This window comes from Pseudomonadota bacterium (assembly GCA_010028905.1).
In the GTDB taxonomy this organism is placed as follows: domain Bacteria; phylum Vulcanimicrobiota; class Xenobia; order RGZZ01; family RGZZ01; genus RGZZ01.
Map to the genome: position 1 here is coordinate 1 of RGZZ01000045.1, position 18,507 is coordinate 18,507.

Consider the following 18,507-nt stretch of genomic DNA (forward strand, 5'->3'; position numbering starts at 1 on the left):
ACTGACGGGTAGAAGCCCATCTGGGCTTCTAATGACGGGTAGAAGCCCCCCCCGACGGCACCGCGCCATCCGCAGAAATCACAGGCACAGGCTGCGAACGCCGCGTGGCGTCGGCGGCCGTGGCGAGGGCGAGCCAGCGCTCCCTCAGATGCAGGGCCAGGCCACGGCCGGTGAGATCGTCGAGCACCTCGCGCACGCGCGTCGGGTCTGCGTCGATGCCCTGCTGGCGCAGCGCGCGCAAGACCCCCTCCTCGCTCTGGGGGCAATCGCAGATGGACGCGTGCACGGCAGCGGCCACTGCGTCGAGCCGAAGCACCTTCGGGGTCCCCAGGGCACGCCCATCGACGATGACCGCCCCATCTCCATCCGCTTCATAGACGAGGAAGGGCAGCGGAAGGCGCGACCAGCGGCGCTGCCAGGCACCGACCGCACGATGGGTCTGGGCGTGGAGGTCTGCGTGGGGATCGGTGCCTTCCTCCTCGACGAACTCGTAGGCCACCTGATCGATGTCAATCCCCGGTCGATGGACCGCGCGATAGAACGGATCGGGGCGGAGCGGACCCAGGCCGTAACGCGCCGGCTCAGCGTGATAGGGCGAGAACCGGACGATCTGCACGGGAAACGAGAACGGGGGGTCGAGGTGGGTCAGCAGCGAGACCACGCCCAGCTGGCGCTCGACCTCTTCCCGCGTGGACTGGGGCACCGCGAGGAGCACGTTGTGCGACACCCGTACCCCGGCCTCTTTGGCCCATCTGAGGAACTGGACGTTGTGGAAGGTCGTGGTGCCCTTGCTGATGCGCTTGAGCAGACCATCATCGAAGTTCTCGGTGCCCGGCTGGACCAGGCAGACCCCGCTGTCGGCCAGGGCCTGCACGTGGCGGCGCGTGGTGGCGGTGCGCATCTCCAGAAAATGGATGAGAAGCCCCGGAACGGCTTCGCGCATGGCGGGGAGGAGGTCGGCGATCTGGCTGTTCGTTACGATGTCGTCAACCAGATAGATGGTCTTGCGACGATGGCGACGCGTCAGCTCCTTCAGCTCATCGAGGATGCGCGAACGGCTCTTGCTGCGATAGCGCCCGTGGAAGAGGAAGGCGCAGAACGAACAGGTTCTCTCATCTCCCCACGTGCACCCGCGGCCCAGCTCCATGAGCAGCACTGGCTCGAGGCTGCGCCGGGTCTCGGGCGGCATCGCCTCGCGGGCTGCGAACCATCCGTCATAGCGCGGCATGGGTGAGACGTCGAGAGCAAGCGCTGGCGCCCGCCCCTCGGTGCGCATCACCGCCTCCCCGTCACGCAGCATCAGATCGGGGAGCGCCGCCAGTGCCCCGTGCGCGGTGGGGGGGGCGCCCTCGAGCAGCAGCCTGACGAGGCTCACCCAGGCGTGCTCTGCCTCGCCCAGAATCATGACGTCGATGGCGGGGAACGCCCGCATGTACTCGCGGCACGCGGCCTCGTGAACCTGCGACCCGGCTCCGCCGAAGACCGTCACCACCTCAGGTAGCTGCGACTTGATGCGCTCGGCAAGCGTGAACGAGGCGTTGAGCTGTGCGTACGAGAGCGTGAACGCCACGACCCGCGGGCGCGAGGCGACCACCGCCTGGGTCACCTCGTCGAGGAAGGCGGGAACCACCTCGTGGCGCAGCCGTAGCATCTCGGCGAACGAGAACCCCACCTCGCGCCCGTGGGCCTCGAGCCGCAAGCGAGAGATCGCGTCGATCTCCGGTGTGTCGGCCGCCCCTGCGCCGAAGTACCACTCCGACACCATCGACGGCGACTGCGCGGTGTACTGCGACAGGGCTCCCACCTGGCGCAGGCGCTCGTGGAAGGAGACGGCCGCGTGATGCTCGACAAACGAGACTTCCGCCGCCTCGAGGAGCGCCGCCAGCAGGCCGATCTGGATGGAAGGCCGCGTGGCGGGGGCAAACGGCATGTTGACCAGGGCAACGGTCATCCGACGCCAGAGCTCCCCCCTCGCGGCAGCTGCCGCTCGAGCGCATCGCAGATGGCGCCGGCAATGGCTTCCTTGTCTTCGACGCGCGTCTCCCCGTCGCGGGTGACGATCCAGGCCGTCTGCTCGTTCCCGTGGGTCTCCGCGCCGCGGTTGGCCACCACGACGGGATAGCGATCGAGGCGTCGGCGGGCTTCCTCGAGCAGCGCTTCGAGAGAGGCGTGCTCGAGGTACTTGAACGTGACCATGAAGAGCCCCGGGTCGGCGTCACGCGCCATCTCGATGACCTTCTCTGTAGGCTCGAGCTCGAGCGTCAGCGAGGCCGCCCCGCTCTCGATCTTTCCATCGACCGCGACACGGGGTCGATAGTCGGCCACGCCAGCGGAGAACACCCCGGCGTCGAGCCCTCGATTGACATGCTCGAGCACGAGACGCTTGTAGTCGTCGTAGGTCGGCGCCACCTGCACCGGCACCCAGGCAGGGGGCTTCCACGCCCCATCGCCCAGAACGAATGTCACGTCGGCGCCCCGCAGCAGCAGGTCCTCCGTGATGGCCGCGCCGAGACGACCCCGGAATCGATTCATGATGCGCCGCACCCGATCGATGGGAACGGGCGTGGGGCCACCGGTCACCAGAACCTTGCGCCCGCGCAGGGGCGACGCGGAGAGCGCGCGACAGGCGGCGGCAACGATGGTCTCGTCATCGGGGAGGTTGTGCTTGCCGTAGTCGTCGCGCGGCGCCAGCAGCCGGACCCCCAGGTCAGACAGGGCGCGGCAGCTGCGCACCAGCACGTCGGTGTGCATCGAGCCGTGCATGGTGGGCGCCATCATGACCGTCGCGCGCCCCTCGCGCAGACGCCCCAGCGCAGAGGCGAGGGCGGCCGTCACAACGGTGTCGGCGATGCCGGAAGCCACCTTGCCGATGGTGTTGTACGTGGCCGGCGCAACGAGGTAGAGATCGAAGGGGTTCGCGTCAGAGAGGTGCTCGGCACGCCAGGTGAGCGTGGTGACGACCTCGTGGCACGTGGCCCACTCGAGCGCCTGGCGCCCGACGTAGCGCAGCGCCTCCTCGCTGCAGAAGGCCACGACGTCGGCGCCGCGTCGTCGCAGCGCCCGCGCCAGCAGCGGGGTCTTCATCGCGGCGATGCCGCCGCTCACCAGAAGCGCTACACGCCTGCCGGCCAGATGCGACGAGAGAGACGGCACATCGTGATCTCCGATGGCGGGGGAACGGGGCGGAGAGAGATCCCAGTCGTAGATGTCCATGGCGGTCTCCCTGTCTTGCGCTACGCCCCTGCCGCGCGCGGCAGTCGGTCAGTACGCGTCGCTTGCGTTCAGGCACGTCTATGTCGATGGCGCGGAAATGTCCTGCCACGCGCCGAGCCCCAGGGGCAGGATGCACCGCCCGAGCACCAGAAGACGACGGGCATGAGACACGCCCGCTCCCTCGTCGTCGCCGTACTCACCCTTCTCCTGTCGTCGTGCGCGCGCCCGTCGGCTGCGCACGAAGAACCACCGGGTGCCCCCCCCTCGCCCGTCCATCCGTCAGCCTCTCCCCTCGCGGAGTCGAGCGGCGGGCCGCAAGGACGCGAGGTCGCCGTGGTGGGCGGCGGTTGCTTCTGGTGCGTGGAGGCGGTGTTCACCGAGCTCGAAGGTGTGGAGAAGGTCACCAGCGGATACGCGGGGGGAACCGTGGCAGACCCCACCTACCAGCAGGTCTGCACGGGGCAGACGGGGCACGCGGAGGTGGTCCAGATCGTGTTCGATCCCCGCAAGATCTCCTATCACGACATCCTCACCGTCTTCTTCACGACCCATGATCCCACCACGCTCAACCGTCAGGGCGCCGATGCCGGCACCCAGTACCGGTCGGTGATCTTCTGCGCAAGCGATGCGCAGCGCGCCACGGCCGAGCAGGTGAAGAAGGAGATGCAACCTCTCTTCGACGCCCCCATCGTCACCGAGATCACGTCCACCGCGCCGTTCTATGCCGCGGAAGACTACCACCAGGACTACTTCGCCCTCAATCCGAACGCAGGCTACTGCCGCGCGGTGATCGCCCCCAAGGTCGCGAAGTTCCGCGCCAGGTACCAGAGCCGCCTGAAGAAGCACTGACTTCTTCTCCCGCGGACCGTTCGGGGAGCATCGCTACATGCAGAAGTGCTACGTGAGCCACGCGTCGGCCGACGACGTCGCGGTCTTCCTGAGAGACCACGAAGCGCGGGAGATCATCGTGATCGCCCCCCTCGACGGCGCATCCTTCACGGGTGTGGCCCGTCTCGACGACGGCGACCTTTCTGAGACAGCCGCACTGCTGGCCAGCGCATTCAACACCGTTCTCGTGGTCGAGGCCGACGCAGAGGGCTGGAGCCTGCGGCTGCTGGGGCCCGAACCGCTCGAGGTCCGAACCCGGGGCCTGCTCAGAGATGACTGTCGCAAGGCCGCTCAGCGCGTGTCGAAGGCACTCAGCGCCCCACGCATCACCACCGCCCTCGAACGCGCGCTGCGCCGTGGCCTGACCGGCACGGCGGCACTCGAGCGCGTGGGCGAGGCGCTACAGCTGTCGCACTGCGCAAATGCGGCCACGGCTGTCGTGGCAGACGCCGCGGGGAGCTGGCTGAAGGTCGATGGGCAGCGCATCCGAGGACGCATCCACGGGGCGAAGGCGGGCGCGGGATACGCCAGCGTGGGCGAGCTGCTGGAAGACCTGGTGACCGACCTCCTCGAGCGTGGGCGAATCGAGGCGGCCCTTCTGCAGCTCAGGGGATACCACGTTCACCTGAGCCTCGACGATGACCGCAACCTGCGCTGCAGCGCCCCGCAAGGTCTCTTGACGCCCGGGCTTCGTGAGGCCCTCGCCCGCCATCGCGAAACCGTCTGCGCAACCCTCGCAGACGCGAGCAACCCGGGCTGACGGTTCAGCCCTCCCGCCGTACAGGGAAAGCCCGCTGTAAAATCTGCTTGCGATTCGGCACCGCAGCGCTCCACCTCGAACTGAAAAATTTAACATCGCGGACATTGAACAAGCATCAGGTTCCATGTAAACTGAGGGCCAGTCGAGCTGACTCGAGAAGGAGTCTCCCTTGCCGCCCTCTCCCCTTGCCATCGCGGTGCCACACGTCGCTGTGCAGACGTCCGCTCCCGCACGCTCGGCAGCACCCCAGGCGTGTGACAGCACGACCGATCAGGTCATCCTCTCCAGCGGGTCGCTGGAACAGCGCCGTCGCCCCCACGCCGATCCCCCGCCTCCCATGGGGCGGCTCTCTGAGCGCGCGTCAGACTTCCGCGTGGCCACGAACGCCAACGACGCCCTCCGCCTCAGCGACGGCTACGACTCGAGCCGCGACATCGTCGGCGTGGAGGCCCACGAAGGCCGTCCGAACGAGCCGTACGTATTGCGGATATCGCTCGACAACCTGAAGCCGGACGCCGCCAGCGGCCACCTCGACGTGTACTGGCTCATCGGAACGGGTGGCCCCGGTGGCACCACCGCCCTTCCCGACCAGATCGACGGGCACACCCGTGCCCCCTGGAACCTGGCGGTGGCCGCCTACGACGAGAGCGCCCGCCGCATCATCATGCCCGATGGCAGCACCTCGGGCCGTGCTGTTCAGTACGCTCGATTCGATGCGGTGCGTCGCACGGTCGAGGTGGGATTCGACAAAGCCGCGCTGCGTGACGTGGGCTGGCGCGAAGGACAGCCCCTCACCCTGCAGCCGTTCACCAGCGCCGACCACAGCGGCCGCATCGCTGACAGCCTCGATACGGCCGGACGAAAGCCATGGCAGAACGGCGGCCTGCTCGAAGCCGCGGTGAACACCGCGACACCATCGTCTTCGCTGCCCGCCCGCAGCGCCGACTGGGCGGGCGAGTCGATCTACTTCACATTCACCGACCGCTTCAGCAACGGCGATCGCACAAACGACATCGGCTGCGACAACGACCTGCGGCACTATCAGGGCGGAGATCTGCGCGGCGTCATCGACAAGCTCGACTACATAAAGAGCCTCGGCATGACCTCGGTCTGGATCTCGCCCCCCATGCAGAACCAGACCCGTCAGGGCGATTACGAGGGGTTCCACGGCTACTGGCCCAACGATTTCTACAAGGTCGACCCACGCCAGGGAGACATGAAGACCCTCAAGGAGCTGGTCGACAAGGCCCACGCGCGCGGGATGAAGGTCATCCTCGATCTCCCCCTCAACCAGACCGCCTGGGATCACCCCTGGCGAAACGACCCCGCTCGCCGGGACTGGTTCCACCACAACGGCGACATCACGAACTGGGAAGACCCGCGTCAGCTCGAGCAGAATGACGTGCTCGGCCTGCCCGACCTGGCCCAGGAGAACCCGGCGGTGCGTGACGAGCTCATCAACGTAGCGAAGTTCTGGATCGACCAGACCGGCATCGACGGGTTCCGCCTCGATGCGGTGAAGCACATCACAGGCTCGTTCTGGCCCCAGTTCGTCCAGGCCGTGCACGACCACGCCGGCCCCGACTTCCTGCTGATCGGAGAAGACCTCCAAGGCGCTGTTCCCCATGTGAGCCGCTACCAGGCGATGGGCATGGAGGCCATGCTCGACTACCCCCTGTACTACTCGATTCGCGACAGCATCGGCAGCGGCGGCAGCATGCGCATCCTGGCCCAGCGCCTCCAGGAGGAACGCGTCGGCTTCGACAACGCCCGCAAGCTGGGCGTGTTCCTCGACAACCACGACATGAACCGCTTCATCTCTGAGGCCCAGCGCAACGGTGGCGACGGGAGGAGCAAGCTGCAGGTCGCACTGGCCTTCGCCCTGACCATCGACCGCATCCCCACCCTCTACATGGGCGACGAGACCGCGATGGAAGGCCTGCAGGAGTTCGACGCCCCCGACCACCTGCCCCACAACCGCAAGCCGATGGAGTTCGACCGCGACCCCACCATGCGCGCCCTCGTGCACACGCTCGGGCAGCTCCGCCGAGATCGGGAGTCCCTCCGGGAAGGCGGATACGTCGAGGCGTGGCAGGACGACCAGGTGCTCGCCTACGAGCGCCCCTCGAGAAGCGATACGGCCTTCGTGGTGCTCAACGGGAGCGGAGAGTTCCAGCATCGCGACATCCCCGTGCCCGCGCAAGGAAACCTGAAGGAAGGCGCTCGCCTGCGCGAGGTGCTCACGGGGCAGGAGGTCGTTGTGCGCGGGGGGCGCCTGTCTGTCGACCTGCCCGGCCGTGTTCCGCGGGTCTTCCTCCCCATCTGAACCGCTCTTCCCCCGCGCTGAGCGGATCTCGCACCGATTTTCGGATTGATGGGATGCGCAAAGGAATTCGAGGAAGGGGCGCGAAAACCATCGAGAGGTCCCCTCCCGCGCCAAGCATGATGGGCAAGCGAGAGTGTGGCTGAATGGTCGGCACGCCATGGCGCGTGTCAGATCAACAGGAAGGATCGTAACTCTCCATGGTCTACCGGCCGTGCAAGTTCAGGAGCTCGCAGCTGGGTATCTTCCAGTGTGAGAAGCACCAGTTTCTCCACTCCACGCAGGAGCACTACCACGAGCTCTATGAGTTCTGCCTCGAAAACGTACCGGACCGGTTCTGCACCTACACCGACTTCGGCTTCAGCATGGAAGGGGAGCGCCCCAAGGTGTTCATCAACTGCACGCACCCCTACCAGTCGCGCCCGATGAAGAGCTTCAAGGAGTGCTTCGAGGCCTGCGACTACTTCGACAAGGAAGGCGACTCGCTGGGCTGAAGGCGGTCCGCAACCGAGTCCCCTCCGAAGCTCGCCGATGCGAACCCGAGACGTTTCGCGGGTTGCTTTGCATTAAGGTACAAGAGCCCAGAAGGTCAGGTCGGAAGGGGCTGCCGGCCTGCAAAACCCTCATCCGGCCCGTGCCAGTGTGCGACCTCGCGCTCTCCGATGCGCCAGCACAGATACGCGGCGGAGCCGTTCACGACGGCGGGAAAATCGACCAGACCCGCATCCGGATCGCGAACCACAACCCCCATCGCCCTCAGGTCGCGTGAGAGCGCGGCTATCTCGCGACGGCGGCGCTCGACATCGCGCTGGAAGCTGCTGATCTGCGCCGTACGGTCCGATCCGTCTTGCGGTTCATCAGCGCCTGTCTGAAGCACCTCGATCTCCACGAGAACGCGAAGGAGCGCCTCCCGGCGGCGGCGCAGGCGTCCCAGCGTGATCTCGAGCTGCACGAGCAGCCGGTTGGCTTCATCTACTGTGAACAGCCGCAGCTCCACCTGACTGCCTCCTTTCGCCACCCGTTCGGGTGCTTCAGCATCCTGCGCCCTTCGCAACGTGGGCGTCGAGAGCCATCGCGATGACCTCCTCGGCCAGCACTGAGCAGTGCATCTTGGCGCGAGGCAGTCCACCGAGCGCGTCTGAGACGGCCTGCCTCGTGATGGCACGGGCCTGGGCAATGGTCGAGCCCACCAACAGAACCGTGGTCATGCTCGCAGCCGCGATTGCGGCTGGACAGCCCTGGGCCTTGAAGGTTGCGGCGACCACCCGATCTCCCTCGAGACGAAGGAAGAGTCGCATGCGATCTCCACAGACCGGGTTCGACGCCTCGGCTGCGACATCGGCGTCTGGCATCTCCCCGAGGTTGCGTGGACGAAGGAAGTGCTCCTCGACGAGCGGGCCGTAGGGCGGCATCTCAGGCCGAGACCACTCCGATCTCGTTGTACCACGAATCTCGGCGAACCGGGATGCACCCCGCCTCTCGGATGAGGCTGCAGATGCGCTCCTCGGTCACGCCCACCGGCGTCTGGGCGCCGGCGAAGTGGGTGATGCGCTCGTCGACCACCGTGCCGTCGAAATCATCGGCGCCGCAGCGCATGGCGTCACGCGCCGTCTCGAGTCCCACCTGTGTCCAGTAGGCCTTGATGTGGTCGAAGTTGTCGAGCATCAGCCGTGAGATCGCGATGTTGCGCAGAACCTCTTCTGAAGAAGCCATCGGGAGCTTGCGCAGCCGCGTGTTCTCCGGGTGGAAGCGCAACGGGATGAAGCACATGAAGCCGCCCGTCTCGTCTTGCAGGGCGCGCACCTTGATCATGTGCTCGAGGCGCTCCTCCGGGCGCTCGATGTGGCCGAACAGCATGGTGGCATTGCTGCGGATCCCGCGCTGGTGTGCCAGTCGGTGGATCTGCAGCCAGCCCTCGCTGCTGAGCTTGGGGGCGCACAGCTTGCGACGAACCCGATCGCTGAGCACCTCAGCGCCGCCCCCTGGCATGGAGTTCATGCCAGCCGCCTTCATGTCATCAAGAACCTGTTCCCACGTCTTTCCCGTGAGCTGCGCGAGGTGATCGATCTCGACCGCGGTGAAGCACTTGATGTGCAGCGCTGGATAGCGCTCGCGCAGCCCGCGCAGCATGTCGATGTAGTAGGCGTAGGGGAAATCCGGGTGCAACCCGCCCACGATGTGCACCTCCGCCCCGGGCACGCCCTCGAGGACGCGGCAGCGCTCCACCGTCTCAGGGAGCGTCATCTCGTAGGCCCCCTCTTCGCCCTCCTTCTTTGCGAAGGCGCAGAACATGCAGCTGTCGACGCACACGTTCGAGTAGTTGAGATGCATGTTGACGACGAAGAATGCCTTCTGCCCGTGACGCTTCTCGCGCACGAAGCTTGCGGCGCGATACAATGTCTCGAGGTCTGCGGTGCGATAGAGGCGCAGGCCGTCTTCGAAGCTCAGCCGCTGACCGGCGCGCACCTTCTCCTCGAGATCGGCAATCGTCTCGGTGGCTTGCAAGGTCATGTCGCTGAAACCTCTTTCTGATGGACTGGATGCGCGGCGCCGTGCGCGTTGCCGCACCCCCGAGGGATGCGCTCATCGCCCTCGATCCAGACCTCACCGTCGGTGAGGAGCTCGCGCTTCCAGATGGGCACCGTCTCCTTGAGGCGATCGATGACGAACCGCCCGGCCTCGAAGGCTTCTGGCCGGTGCGGAGCCGCCACCGCCACGGCAACGCTCGTCTCACCCAGATCCATGCGGCCGATGCGATGCACCACGCTTGCGGCCCGAACCGCGGGCCAGCGTCGCCTTGCCTCGGCCACGACCTCTGACAGACCGTGCTCCGCCAGGGCGCGATGGGCTTCATATTCCATGCCCAGCACCGGCAGTCCTCGGAAGTTGTCGCGAACCGTGCCGAGAAAGAGCATGACCGCGCCGCAGTCGTTGCGCTGCACCGAACCGAGAACCGCGGCGACATCGATGGGAGCCTCCACGACCTCCACCAGGTCAGGGCTGCCGCCGCTCACAGGAGGCAGGTAGGCCACCTCGTCTCCCTCCGAGAGCGCGCGCGACAGCTCGGCCATGGCGTCGTTGACCGCGACCCGAACCCGTGGCAGTCGGTCGGCGAGAAGCGGATGGCGCGCGATGAGGGCGCGAGAGAGATCTTCGACGGTGCTCCCTTCGGGCAGCTCCATCTCTACCGAGCGCCCTCCCACCACGTCACGCAGCGAGGCAAACATCAGGGCACGGACACGCATTCAGTGCATCCCTTTCTTGTAGAACTGCCCATGCTCGACGTAGGGCTCGAAGGCCGCTTCGAGCGCGCGCATCTCGGGCTCGGGCATGGGAACGAAGCGCCGCGCAGCAGCCGCATTGCTGTCAACCTGCTGCGGGGAATCGCACCCGATGATGACGGTGGAGACCGGCCACGACAGCGCATAGCGCATGAGGGGCTCGATGGAGAAAGCGGTGACGCCGGTGCGCACGAGATGCCCCCGCGCCGGCACCTTCATGCCGATGATGCCCATCCCAAGATGACAGGCTTTCGTGAGCGTTGTGGTCATGAAGGGGTTGAAATGGGCCTCGGTGGGGTTCACGGGCATCAGCACGGTGTCGAACGAGAAGATGTCGAGGGCTGCGCTGAGAACCTCCGGGTCGTGGTGCCCCGTGACGCCCAGGAAGCGCACCTTCCCCTCGTCTCGCGCCTGACGGAAGGCCTCGAGAGCCCCCCCTGGCGCGCAGACCTCCTCGAGCTCGCGCATGTCGCGCATGTCGTGCATCTGCCACAGGTCGAGGTAGTCGGTCTTCATCGTGGCCAGCGTCTCGTGGAGCTGCGCCAGCGCACCCGCCTTGGAGCGCTCGAAGGCCTTGCTCGTGAGGAAGATGCGCTCGCGCCGGGATCCGAGGGCCGCGCCATAGTAGCCTTCCGACCCCGCGTAGGCGCGGGCCGAGTCGAAGTAGGTGACCCCCTGCTCGAGCGCCCTGTCGATGACCGCCCTCGCCTCGCGCTCTCGCCCGAAGGTGCGCAGCACCCCCTCGCCCCCAAGGCCGAAGATGGATACATCGACCCCGGTGCGGCCCAGCGGGCGCGTGGGGATGGGCGTGTCGTGAGGCGTCGCCTGGGAAGGATCATGTGTGGACATGGGCGTCAGCAGTTAGGCGCGCGGGCCCGTGTTCCCTCTCGCGGCGCCACGCCCTGCACCTGCGAAGGAGGTTGCGCGCGCGTTCAGGCAGGAGCCGCCCCAGGCTTCGAGAATCTCGCGGGGCGCGGCCGCCGCAGATCAAGGTGCGCCTCGAAAATGCGACTTCCCAGGAGGACATCCCCCGTGAGAGACACACAGCGCCTGGCCTGCGTGACGGCAGCACTGGTCGGCATGACAACGAGCCCTGCTCTGGCCGCCCCTTCGACCCTGGAGGTGTGGGGCGTCCTCCACGTCACCCTGAGCCTCGCGGGAACATGCTTTGTCATCTGGCTGCTGAACCGCGGCGTGCAGAAGCTCTAGCCCTTCCGGGGCGTCGAGGCGCCTCCTGAACGGCCATCCACGAACGTCCACGAAGCGCGGAGGTCTCCATGCGTCCCATCACAGCATTCGTCACCGGCGTCGTAGTCACCATCGCCGTGCCCCTGGTGAGTGCCCTGGTCTTCTTCAAGATGGGTCTGGTTGCCGTGAACGCAGACGCCTCTCCCGGCTGGGTCGAGCGTCAGCTGGCTGGCCTCTCGAGAGAGGCCTCCATCGCCCGCAACGCCCCGCGCACCGACAACCCGGTGGCGGCCATCGACGAGACCCTCCGTTCTGCCGTGACCCTCTACAAGGACAACTGCGCGGGTTGCCACGGCGGCTCGCAGGGCCCCAGCGACTTCGGCCTGGCCTTCTACCCGCCTGCGCCGCAGTTCGTGAATCGCAAGCGCCCCTTCGGCGACACCGACGGTGAGCTGTTCTACGTGATCAAGCACGGCATCCGGCTCACCGGCATGCCCGCCTTCGGTGGGCAGAAGCGACCGCTGCTCAAGGACGAGGAGATCTGGGGCCTCGTTCGCTTCCTGAAGGCAATGCAGTCGCTGCCCCCCAGCGTCGCAGAGGAGTGGCGAGGCCACCCCACGACTGCCCCATCGGGCACCGCCTCCGCGTCGCCAGCCCCTGCGGCAACGGAATCAGCGGCACCCGCAGCCTCCGGTTCCCCCGCCGTCGATGGAGAGAGAGATGACGAGTGAGGCCATGACCCAACACGACCTGGAGGCCGCGCGGTTGCTGCCGGGCGTGAGCCTTGCACACATCGAGGCGCGCCATGCCCCGGCAACGGGAGTCTCCAGCACAGCCCAGGAGAGCACGCAGACCGTGCGCGGCAAGGCGCTGATCTTCTGGGATCCGAAGACCCCCGGCAAGAAGCTCGACGCCATCGACACCGACCAGATCACGCCATCAGCCGACTGCGTGTCTGAATCGCTGGAAGCCCTCGACGAGCGATGGAAGGCAGGCGCCTTCCGCTTCCTGATGCCAGACTTCCGATCTCGCGTGGCGGCAGGCCACACGTTCGTCATCGCCGGAGAGCGGTTCGCCATCGGGTCCTCGCGCGAGATGTCGCCGGCCGGACTGAAAGCCATCGCCGAGGAGAGCGGCCAGGTGCTCGTCATCGTGTGCGGCGCCAACATGGGCGACATCTTCCGCCGCAACGCGCTGAACCTCGGCCTGCATGTGGTGCAGGCCCCCGACGCGGTGGCCGACGCCCTCGACGACCACGACCTCGCTTTCGACGTGCAGACACGCACCATCACGAATGTCACGCTGGGCAAGACCTACACTCCGCTCCCGCTCACACCGAAGGAGGACGAGATCCGCCAGAGCGGCGGAATCTTCCACGTGGGCCGCAACGAGTTCCTCGAATCGGTGAAGACCCCGCCTCACGTCGCCTGGCCCGACGCTGACGTGGCGCGCACCCTCACCACCACCGAGCAGATCATCTGGGCGCACCGCGTCGACAAGCACGCCGAGGTCCGTCCTGGCGCCACCCTGCGCGTCTATGCAGACCTGCTGCCGGGCTCCGACGGCACGGGGCCCTTCGCCATCCACACCTTCAACCAGATCACCGGTGGCGACACCATTCATCCGCGTCGGGCCGCCCTGGCCAACGACCACTTCGTCTATACGGGGCGAGACGCCGATGATCGACAGGTCGAGATCTCACGTTCGTTCAATCAGCGCTACGCCATCGGAAAGCCGTACTTCGCCGATGTGGGCGATGGCATCTTCCACTTCTACTTCCCTGAGCAGGGGCTCATCATCCCGGGCGGCGTCTACCCCGGCGCCGACTCGCACAGCCGCGCCTACGGCGCGTACGGCGCCATCGGCATGGGCATCGGCAGCACCACCCTCGGCTTCGGCTGGTCGACCGGCTACATCTACCTCACCGTGGCGAAGCAGCGACGCGTTCGCTTCACCGGACGACTGCAGCCGTGGGTGACGGGCAAGGACATCGTGCTTGCCCTCCTGCGCCGCTGGGGCGCGGCCCAGGCGCAGGGCATGAGCGTGGAGCTCGTCGACGTCGAGCGCCAGCTGCCCATGGCCTACCGCAACACCATCGCCAACATGATGGCCGAGGCCGAGGCGCTCAACGGCGTGTTCGCACAAGACGAGATCACGACGAAATGGTTCGAGTCACGCGGCATCGCGCTCCCCTACCCGCGCATCGCGCCCGGAGAAGACGCCCGCTACGACATCGACGAGGATCTCGACCTGAGCGAGATCCGTCCCCACATCGCGCGGCCGCATCACCCCTCGAACGCCCACGAGGCAGAGCAGGTGGCAACCGAGCGCGTCACGTTCGACAAGGCGATGATCGGCTCTTGCACCAACGGCAGCTACGACGACCTGCTGCAGGCGGCGCTCGTGCTGCGCCAGGCGCGCAACAAGGGGATCGATCGCAAAGCCGAAGGCGTCGCGTTCATCGTCTTCCCCGGCAGCCGCGGGGTGAAGCAGCAGATCGAGATGGCCGACCCACGCCTGGGCGGGCAGTCGATTGCCGAGGTGTACCGCGGCTTCGGCGCGGAGATCCGCGACTCGTGGTGCGGCCCCTGCTTCGGGCAGGGCGCCGACGCCCTGAGAGCGGGGCAGCGCGCCGTCACCACGTTCAACCGCAACTGGCAGAACCGCATGGGACTGGGCGGAGAAGGATACCTGGCCAGCCCCGCGGTGGTCGCCGCCTCAGCGGTGGCCGGCTACATCGCGCCGCCCTCCGCGCTCGACATCGAGTGGGACGCCGCACTGTTCGAGATCTGAGGCAAGTGCCGCGTTCGCGAAAATCGTTCCAGCCCTTCTCACAAGCTCGTCCGGACGCAGCACGCCCATGGGGGGTGTGCGAGGGGCCGCGTCCAACGCTGTCGATGCGATAGGAACGGACCAGCAAGACGCGGCCCCCGTTTTCACGTTCACGTCACGGTCGTTCAATGGGTGCTTCAACGTCGACGGGTAGCATGGGGCCCATGCAGATGAGCATCGATACCGCCATCGACAACCTGCGCGTCTACGGCGTCTCTGACGAGAACCGTGCAAGCCTGCGAACCCTCGCGTGGGGAACGAAGAGCGCCGAGGAGACGCTCGCGCGCGTGGGCCGCACCATGTCCATCGTGATTGACAACGATCACGACCGCGTGGAGATCGGAACCGCCATCCTCACCGAGATGACGCACCTGCCCCTCGATGCCCGCATGCGCGCCCAGGTCGAGGCCGGACAGAGGCTTCTGGGGCGAGGCACCGACCGCGACCTCTTCACCCAGCGCACGGTCTTCGCCGGCCTTCTCGAGGAGACAGCCGCGGTTCGCGTTCCCCTGCCCGCCACCCGTGGCTACCTGCAGATGTCCTTGACCGGCCACGACACAGAGATGGCCACCGCGAATCGTCGCATCGTCGACGACCTGACGCGTACCGCCGACGAGCAGCAGGCAAAGTTCGCCGAGCTGCGCGAGACGCACGAGACGCAGAAAGCCGATATCGCACAGCACGAAGCCGCCGAGAAGCGCTATGGACGGCTCGCCGCGGTGGCGAAGGGCGTCTGCGCGCTGGGTGGCGTGGGTACGGTTGCGGCTGTCGGCATGGTCGCCTGCGGCGTGGCTGGTGCCGCAGGGGGCATCTCGCTCGGGCTCAGCGTGGCAAGCGCGGCCTATCTGCTGATGTACGAGATGCGCATCATGGAGACGCTCAAGAGCATGCGGGTCAGCACCACGCAGATGCTCGAGGGCTTCACCCGGCGAAGCCTCGAAGACGCCCAGCGCAAGCGCGATGACGCCGTGCACGACCTCGCCATCGCGGCACCACACGTCGAGGCCGCCGAGGCGGCCCATCGGGCTGTCGAGCTGGAGCGCCTCGCGCGCATCGCCGCAGCCCCTGCCGCCGAAGGACACATCGAATCGGCAGGGCAGTGGGTGACCATCAACGGGATGCGCGTTCCCCGCCGGACCGAGCAGCCGCCCTCTGCGGCCGCCTCGCGCGAGATCATCGCCTGAGCGTCTCGCGCACGCCTCACGCGTGGGCGTAGGCGGCGAACATGTCGTTGCCCTTGTCGTCGACGATGATGAACGCGGGGAAGTCGACCACCTCGATCTTGCGGACCGCCTCCATTCCAAGCTCCTCGAAATCGACAAGCTCGACCTTCTTGATGTTCTCCTGCGCGAGGATGGCGGCCGGCCCACCGATGGAGCCGAGATAGAAGCCGCCCCACTTCTGGCACGCGTCGGTGACGGCCTGCGATCGGTTGCCCTTGGCGATCATCACCAGCGAGCCGCCGTGGGACTGGAAGAAATCAACGAAGCCATCCATGCGACCCGCCGTTGTGGGGCCGAACGAGCCGCTGGGCATGCCCGCCGGTGTCTTCGCAGGCCCGGCGTAGTACACGGGGTAGCGCTTGAAGTACTCGGGCAGCGGGGTCCCGGCCTCCACCATCGCTTTGAGGCGGGCGTGAGCGGCGTCGCGGGCAACGATGAGCGTGCCGCTCAGTAGCACTCGGGTGGTGACCGGGTGGCGCGACAGCTCGGCGCGCAGCGCGTCCATGCCCATCTCGAGATTGAGGCGGATGGGCTCGGAGAGCTCGGGTTGCGTGGCAGGAAGGTACTTCTCCGGATGGCGCTCGAGCTGCTCGAGGAAGATGCCCTCGCGCGTGATCTTGCCCTTCACGTTGCGGTCGGCCGAGCACGACACGCCCATTCCGATGGGGCACGAGGCGGCGTGGCGTGGCAGGCGGATGACCCGCACGTCGTGCACCATGTGCTTCCCGCCGAACTGGGCCCCGATGCCGCAGCGCTGCGCCAGCGCCAGCACGGTGTCTTCCATGGCCACGTCGCGGAAGGCGCGGCCGTTCTCCGAACCGGTGATGGGCAGGTGATCGAGGTAGCCCGCCGAGGCGAGCTTCACCACCTTGAGGTTACTCTCGGCGCTGGTTCCCCCGATGACGATGGCCACGTGATACGGCGGGCAGGCCGAGGTTCCGAAGTCGGAGAGATGCGCCGCGAGGAAGCGCAGCAGGGCCGCCTCGTTGAGGATGGAGGGGGCCTGCTGGAAGAGGAAGGTCTTGTTGGCGCTCCCCCCGCCCTTGGCCAGGAAGAGGAAGCGATAGGCGGCACCCGTGTCGGCCAATATGTCGATCTGGGCCGGGAGGTTGCTGCCGGTGTTCTTCTCCTCGAACATGGCGAGCGGGGCGAGCTGCGAGTAGCGCAGGTTGCGCGCCTGAAAGGTCTCGAAGATGCCGCGCGACAGCGCCTCGGCGTCATCGCTGTCGGTGAGCACGTACTGCCCCTTGCGCCCCATCACGATGGCGGTGCCCGTGTCCTGGCACATGGGCAGCACGCCTTTGGCGGCCACCACCGCGTTCTCGAGGTGGGTGTGGATGACGAACCGATCGTTGTCGGACGCCCCCGGGTCGAGCAGCTCGGCCTGCAGCTTGCGCAGATGCGAAGGTCGCAGGTAGAACGAGACGTCGGCGAACGCCTCCCGGGCCAGCAGCGCAAGCGCTTCAGGCTCAACGTGCAGGTAGGTGCGGCCGTTCACCTCGACCTCTCGGACATGATCGCGGCTCAGCAGGCGGTACTCGGTATCGTCTTCGCCATACTGGAAGGTGGGTTCGTAGGTGAACTCGGCCATGGGGGACTCCTCGTCGTCGTCGGGTAGGTGTGCGGTGTTTCGCGCACCCCTCGTTACGCCGCTTCTTAGGCTCAGCGCCCACGCAACCCTTCAGTGACGGCCGCCCGTGTTGCGGTACTGCTGCGTTTGTTGGGGTACTGCTGCCTGCGTTGCGCACGGCCACCCGCGTTGCGTACTGCCACACGCGTTGCGTACTGCCACCCGCGTTGCGTACTGCCACGATTGTGGACCGTAACCGTCGGTACGCGCCACACCTGTGGCAGTACCCGCTGCCCACGTTGCGTACTGCCACCCGCGTTGCGTACTGCCACGAGTATGGACCGTAACCATCGGTACGCCGCGCGCTACGCTGGCTCCGCTGACCCACCTTCCCCCGACGGCGCCTCGATGAACCGCGACCGTGACAGCACGGCGATTCCCGCCAGTGCGACCAGAGCTCCCCCGATCGCCAGCGCGCGACTCCACGGTGATGTATCGAGGCGCTCGCCGAAGAGCAGCACGCCAAGGAGCACGCAGACCATGGGGTCAAGCGCAATGATGACGGGGAACGAGGCCGCCAGAGGCCCGCTCTGGTAAGCGCGCTGCATCCAGTAGAAACCGAGTGCGGTGGTGGTTACGAGCCCGTAGAACGGCCACTGCAAGGCAAAGCCGAGGCCCGTCGCCACAGTGGCCTTTGTGAGAGCGGCCGCCAGCGCGAACATGAGACCCGAGGCGATGGCAAGCATGGTTGCGCCGTGGGTTCGCCGAGTCGCGAACACGCAGAGCCACGCCGCCAGGCTCACGCCCACAAGCGCCACAGCCGCGGTACTCCCGGCCAGCGCCTGCGATGCCGCCTGCCCCGCAACGCCCGCACCCGCAGGCTGTGGATGAGCGCCGACGAGAAAAGCGCATACTCCCGCCACCAGAGCCAGTGCGCCGGTCCACTCGCGTGCGCCAGGGACATCGCGACGAATGTACGCTGTGAGGGGCAAGGACAGCACCACCGAGAGCAGCAGCAGCGGCTGCACCCACGCGAGCTCCCCCCGCCCCAGCGCGGCGGCCTGAAGGGCCCAGCCCACGGCGTTGAGCACATTTCCCAGCAACCAGGCCGGACTGCGAAGAAGTGAGGCAAGAAACCCCACGGCTCCGTCGCGCCCTTCTGACGGCACCATGGAGACGACAGAGACCCCGGCCGAAGTGGGGGTGGACGGCCCGGAACCCCCGGCCGA

16 protein-coding genes are annotated in these 18,507 nt (G+C 67.0%); 7 read left to right on the top strand and 9 right to left on the bottom strand.

Annotation, left to right across the window (positions count from 1 at the left end):
- Positions 1 to 28: 28 nt before the first annotated feature.
- Together EB084_05395 and coaBC are read right to left on the bottom strand one after the other, a co-directional pair.
- Complete coding sequence (locus EB084_05395; GenBank protein ID NDD27686.1) at positions 29 to 1,951, bottom strand: RiPP maturation radical SAM protein 1; 1,923 nt, start codon at positions 1,949 to 1,951, stop codon at positions 29 to 31.
- Positions 1,948 to 3,213 carry a bifunctional phosphopantothenoylcysteine decarboxylase/phosphopantothenate--cysteine ligase CoaBC gene (gene coaBC, locus EB084_05400; protein ID NDD27687.1) on the bottom strand — a complete coding sequence of 422 codons (1,266 nt, stop codon included), beginning with the start codon at positions 3,211 to 3,213 and terminating at the stop codon, positions 1,948 to 1,950. The genes EB084_05395 and coaBC overlap by 4 nt, the downstream gene beginning before the upstream one ends.
- Positions 3,214 to 3,375: 162 nt before the next feature.
- On the opposite strand from coaBC, the gene msrA reads away from it, so the two are divergent.
- The 4 genes from msrA (at position 3,376) to EB084_05420 (ending at position 7,678) form a co-directional block, all read left to right on the top strand.
- On the top strand, positions 3,376 to 4,062 hold the full coding sequence (gene msrA, locus EB084_05405; protein NDD27688.1) for a peptide-methionine (S)-S-oxide reductase: 687 nt from the start codon (positions 3,376 to 3,378) through the stop codon (positions 4,060 to 4,062).
- Positions 4,063 to 4,099: 37 nt separating this feature from the next.
- A complete protein-coding gene (locus EB084_05410) occupies positions 4,100 to 4,861 on the top strand; it encodes a hypothetical protein (GenBank protein NDD27689.1) in 762 nt (253 codons plus the stop codon).
- Between the two features lie 169 nt (positions 4,862 to 5,030).
- On the top strand, positions 5,031 to 7,187 hold the full coding sequence (locus EB084_05415) for a hypothetical protein (GenBank protein NDD27690.1): 2,157 nt from the start codon (positions 5,031 to 5,033) through the stop codon (positions 7,185 to 7,187).
- A gap of 197 nt (positions 7,188 to 7,384) precedes the next feature.
- Positions 7,385 to 7,678 (top strand): hypothetical protein, encoded by a 294-nt coding sequence (locus EB084_05420; protein NDD27691.1) that lies wholly within the window; start codon positions 7,385 to 7,387, stop codon positions 7,676 to 7,678.
- A gap of 95 nt (positions 7,679 to 7,773) precedes the next feature.
- On the opposite strand, the gene EB084_05425 is transcribed toward EB084_05420, so the two are convergent.
- Genes EB084_05425 through EB084_05445 form a run of 5 tightly spaced genes read right to left on the bottom strand, consistent with a single transcriptional unit; the run spans position 7,774 to position 11,314 of the window.
- Positions 7,774 to 8,349 (bottom strand): DUF2203 family protein, encoded by a 576-nt coding sequence (locus EB084_05425; GenBank protein NDD27692.1) that lies wholly within the window; start codon positions 8,347 to 8,349, stop codon positions 7,774 to 7,776.
- The gene (locus EB084_05430) at positions 8,216 to 8,596 is read right to left on the bottom strand and encodes an iron-sulfur cluster assembly scaffold protein (GenBank protein NDD27693.1); all 381 of its coding nucleotides are present in this window, start codon (positions 8,594 to 8,596) and stop codon (positions 8,216 to 8,218) included. The genes EB084_05425 and EB084_05430 overlap by 134 nt, the downstream gene beginning before the upstream one ends.
- Position 8,597: 1 nt before the next feature.
- Positions 8,598 to 9,695: an aminofutalosine synthase MqnE gene (gene mqnE, locus EB084_05435; GenBank protein NDD27694.1), complete on the bottom strand. Its 1,098-nt coding sequence runs from the start codon at positions 9,693 to 9,695 to the stop codon at positions 8,598 to 8,600.
- Positions 9,692 to 10,429, bottom strand: a complete 738-nt coding sequence (locus EB084_05440) for a MoaD family protein (protein NDD27695.1) — start codon at positions 10,427 to 10,429, stop codon at positions 9,692 to 9,694. The genes mqnE and EB084_05440 overlap by 4 nt, the downstream gene beginning before the upstream one ends.
- Positions 10,430 to 11,314, bottom strand: coding sequence for an aldo/keto reductase (locus tag EB084_05445; protein ID NDD27696.1), 885 nt, complete (start codon positions 11,312 to 11,314; stop codon positions 10,430 to 10,432).
- Between the two features lie 428 nt (positions 11,315 to 11,742).
- Between EB084_05445 and EB084_05450 the strand changes: the two genes are divergently transcribed.
- The 3 genes from EB084_05450 (at position 11,743) to EB084_05460 (ending at position 15,669) form a co-directional block, all read left to right on the top strand.
- A complete protein-coding gene (locus EB084_05450; protein ID NDD27697.1) occupies positions 11,743 to 12,384 on the top strand; it encodes a cytochrome c in 642 nt (213 codons plus the stop codon).
- Positions 12,362 to 14,446 (top strand): hypothetical protein, encoded by a 2,085-nt coding sequence (locus EB084_05455; protein ID NDD27698.1) that lies wholly within the window; start codon positions 12,362 to 12,364, stop codon positions 14,444 to 14,446. The genes EB084_05450 and EB084_05455 overlap by 23 nt, the downstream gene beginning before the upstream one ends.
- A gap of 194 nt (positions 14,447 to 14,640) precedes the next feature.
- Complete coding sequence (locus EB084_05460; protein NDD27699.1) at positions 14,641 to 15,669, top strand: hypothetical protein; 1,029 nt, start codon at positions 14,641 to 14,643, stop codon at positions 15,667 to 15,669.
- A gap of 16 nt (positions 15,670 to 15,685) precedes the next feature.
- Here EB084_05460 and EB084_05465 read toward each other — a convergent pair whose 3' ends face one another.
- Both EB084_05465 and EB084_05470 read right to left on the bottom strand, forming a co-directional pair.
- Positions 15,686 to 17,299 (bottom strand): fumarate hydratase, encoded by a 1,614-nt coding sequence (locus EB084_05465; GenBank protein ID NDD27700.1) that lies wholly within the window; start codon positions 17,297 to 17,299, stop codon positions 15,686 to 15,688.
- A gap of 344 nt (positions 17,300 to 17,643) precedes the next feature.
- Complete coding sequence (locus tag EB084_05470; GenBank protein NDD27701.1) at positions 17,644 to 18,420, bottom strand: hypothetical protein; 777 nt, start codon at positions 18,418 to 18,420, stop codon at positions 17,644 to 17,646.
- Between the last annotated feature and the right edge of the window lie 87 nt (positions 18,421 to 18,507).

Coding starts and splice junctions, on each gene's coding strand:
- coaBC (NDD27687.1), bottom strand. CDS start 3,213: ATGGACATCTACGACTGGGATCTCTCTCCGCCCCGTTCCCCCGCCATC.
- EB084_05445 (NDD27696.1), bottom strand. CDS start 11,314: ATGTCCACACATGATCCTTCCCAGGCGACGCCTCACGACACGCCCATC.
- msrA (NDD27688.1), top strand. CDS start 3,376: ATGAGACACGCCCGCTCCCTCGTCGTCGCCGTACTCACCCTTCTCCTG.
- EB084_05410 (NDD27689.1), top strand. CDS start 4,100: ATGCAGAAGTGCTACGTGAGCCACGCGTCGGCCGACGACGTCGCGGTC.
- EB084_05440 (NDD27695.1), bottom strand. CDS start 10,429: ATGCGTGTCCGTGCCCTGATGTTTGCCTCGCTGCGTGACGTGGTGGGA.
- EB084_05395 (NDD27686.1), bottom strand. CDS start 1,951: ATGACCGTTGCCCTGGTCAACATGCCGTTTGCCCCCGCCACGCGGCCT.
- EB084_05465 (NDD27700.1), bottom strand. CDS start 17,299: ATGGCCGAGTTCACCTACGAACCCACCTTCCAGTATGGCGAAGACGAT.
- mqnE (NDD27694.1), bottom strand. CDS start 9,695: ATGACCTTGCAAGCCACCGAGACGATTGCCGATCTCGAGGAGAAGGTG.
- EB084_05430 (NDD27693.1), bottom strand. CDS start 8,596: ATGCCGCCCTACGGCCCGCTCGTCGAGGAGCACTTCCTTCGTCCACGC.
- EB084_05420 (NDD27691.1), top strand. CDS start 7,385: ATGGTCTACCGGCCGTGCAAGTTCAGGAGCTCGCAGCTGGGTATCTTC.
- EB084_05450 (NDD27697.1), top strand. CDS start 11,743: ATGCGTCCCATCACAGCATTCGTCACCGGCGTCGTAGTCACCATCGCC.
- EB084_05455 (NDD27698.1), top strand. CDS start 12,362: ATGGAGAGAGAGATGACGAGTGAGGCCATGACCCAACACGACCTGGAG.
- EB084_05460 (NDD27699.1), top strand. CDS start 14,641: ATGGGGCCCATGCAGATGAGCATCGATACCGCCATCGACAACCTGCGC.